The sequence below is a fragment of the Streptomyces sp. WAC05292 genome, from assembly GCF_003949955.1.
Lineage (GTDB): Bacteria > Actinomycetota > Actinomycetes > Streptomycetales > Streptomycetaceae > Streptomyces > Streptomyces globosus.
Genome location: NZ_RPSE01000628.1, coordinates 1 through 2,242, shown reverse-complemented (window position 1 = coordinate 2,242; position 2,242 = coordinate 1). Strand labels below are relative to the sequence as shown.

The window sequence follows — 2,242 nt, the reverse complement described above, 5'->3', positions numbered from 1 at the left end:
CCCCCGGCCCCCGCCCGGGCCGGATAGGCCGGCCCGTGCCCGGCTACCGGTGCGCGGAATGCGGCCACCAGCGGATCGTCCACTCCGTCCTGCGCGGCGGCAGCTGTCGGGGCAGCCTCTCCTGCGAGTGCCGCGCGAGCCGGGCGGGCATTCCCGACGAGCCGCGCCCGGCCCCGGCCCCGGAGGAGCCGTCCGAGCCGGAATGCGCCACCTGCCGGTCGCCCTTCGGGGTGTGCCGGTGCGATTCCTGGTGGGCCCGCGACGACAGCCGGCACAGCCCCTGCGGCGGATGCGGCGAGTAGGGACCCGGCCGCACCGCCGCAGGGCGCCGCCCGTCAGCCCCCGTCGACCAGCGCTTCCGCCAGCACCGGGGAGAACACACCGGCCGGCGGCGAGCCCGCCGGGCATGCGGCGGAGTCGCCGTCCGAGTCGCCGGGGTTCTTGAGCCACAGCTGGTACTCGGCGCCGCCCGCGCTGCCGGCCCGCGCCGTGACGCCCAGCTTGCGCTTGGCCGGGTTGCAGAACCCGACGTGGCCGCTGCCCGGATCGCCGGGGACGACGTACCCGCCGTTGCCGTTGCGGGCGGTGTCGACCACCCAGCGGCTCGTCACCCCGAAGTCGGACTTCAGCCGGGCCGCCAGGCGCCTGCCGTAGTCGTCGGCGACGGCCGTCGCGTCGAAGTTCGCCACGTTGACGGACACGCCGCGCGCCGCCGCGACACCCGAGCGGTCGAGCAGGTACGCCATCCGCTCCAGGCCTATGCCCTGCGTGCCGCCCAGGTCCGGGCCGAGCGTCCAGGTGGCGTTGCCGGCGTCCAGGTAGGTCTGCACGAACCCGCCCTGCTCCCGCAGCCGCTGGGTCGCGTACCGGAGCATGTCGAAGCGCTGCTCGGCGGCGCCCTTCATGCACGCGTCGTCGGAGGACTGGGCCACCGCGTCGGGCTCCAGCACGACGATCGCGGGGCGGCCCGCGATGCCCTGGGCGAATGCGTCGATCCAGGCCTTGTACGCGGCCGGGGAGCCCGCTCCGCCGGAGGAGGCTCCGCCGCAGTCCCGGCCCGGGATGTTGTAGGCGACCAGTACCGGCAGCCGGCCCTTCGCCGCCGCGGCGCCGACGTAGTCGGACACCTCCGTCCGGATTCCCGTGGCGGGATTCCGGTCGGCGTCCCAGTCGCCGAACCACTTCGACGTGGTGTGGTCCGCGATCGCCGCCTTGATCTTCGCCGCGCGCGGGTCGCCCGGGTTGCCCGCGACCCAGGCCGCCGCGTTGTTGGCCGGGTCGGCGTAGAAGCCCTCGCGGGCCGTGGAGGTGGTCAGCGAGACGTTGTCGAGGGTGACGGCCGTGGTGGCCGGCTGCCCGCCGATCTGGAAGTTGAGGGCCCCGGCGGAGGTGTCGATGCCGGAGGTGAAGGTCCAGGTGAAGCGCTTGGAGACCGTCGCCAGGTCGACGGTGCGGTCGAGCGCCGCCGTGTAGGGGGCGCCGGCGAGCTGCGCCGTCGCGCGCAGCTTCGCCGGCGCGGACGCCTTGGCGTCGAAGGACAGCGTGTACGTCGCCCCCGGGCGCAGCCGGATGCCGTTCTGCCCGACGATCGCGTCCCACGGGTTCTGCGTGCCGCCGTTGGCGGTCGCGACGAGGGCGCCGCCGGCGGAGGCGATGGACGCACCGGCGGACCACCAGCCGGCGGTGCCGGCGGCGAACGTGCCGTTGGCCGCCAACTCGCCGTAGACGGGCTGCGGGTCGGCCGCCGAGGCGGACGGGGCGGTGGAGGCGAGGAGGGCGGCGGCCAGTGCGGGACTGGCGGCCGCGCGGAGCAGTCTGCGTGTCGTCGTCATGGTGGAACGGCCTTCTTCGGTCGCGGTGGCGGGCCGGCCTGGACGGCGCGGGGGCACAGCCGTGGTCGGGTCCCCCCTCGTGTGCCTGCCCGGGCAGGCGCACGGACCCGACACCCATGATCACGTGACCGCCGGCCCCGGCGCGACCCGGGATCGGGGCCGCCGTCCCGTCAAAAGCCTTCACCGGGACCCGAGTTAAGGGGCGGGTGGTGTGGCGCAGCTCTCACGGCTTTCCCGGATCCTGCGGCAACCCTTACGCGCGCGGCGGCAACCGAGAGCCGAACGGCAGCACTCATGCGGCCATCCAAGCACCGCACCGCCATTGACGGGTTGCCGACCCGTGGCAAAGGATCAGCCCCACCGGCGACCGGAGGGCGACTTCGCATGACGTACGACGCAGACGTGATCGT

At 74.9% G+C, this 2,242-nt stretch carries 2 protein-coding genes; one reads left to right on the top strand and one right to left on the bottom strand.

What is annotated here, in order from left to right:
• Positions 1 to 302: hypothetical protein (locus EF903_RS34875; RefSeq protein ID WP_221888804.1), on the top strand; the 302-nt coding region annotated here is incomplete at its 5' end.
• 33 nt (positions 303 to 335) lie between these two features.
• Here EF903_RS34875 and EF903_RS31815 read toward each other — a convergent pair.
• Positions 336 to 1,832, bottom strand: coding sequence for a glycoside hydrolase family 6 protein (locus EF903_RS31815; protein WP_125548433.1), 1,497 nt, complete (start codon positions 1,830 to 1,832; stop codon positions 336 to 338).
• Between the last annotated feature and the right edge of the window lie 410 nt (positions 1,833 to 2,242).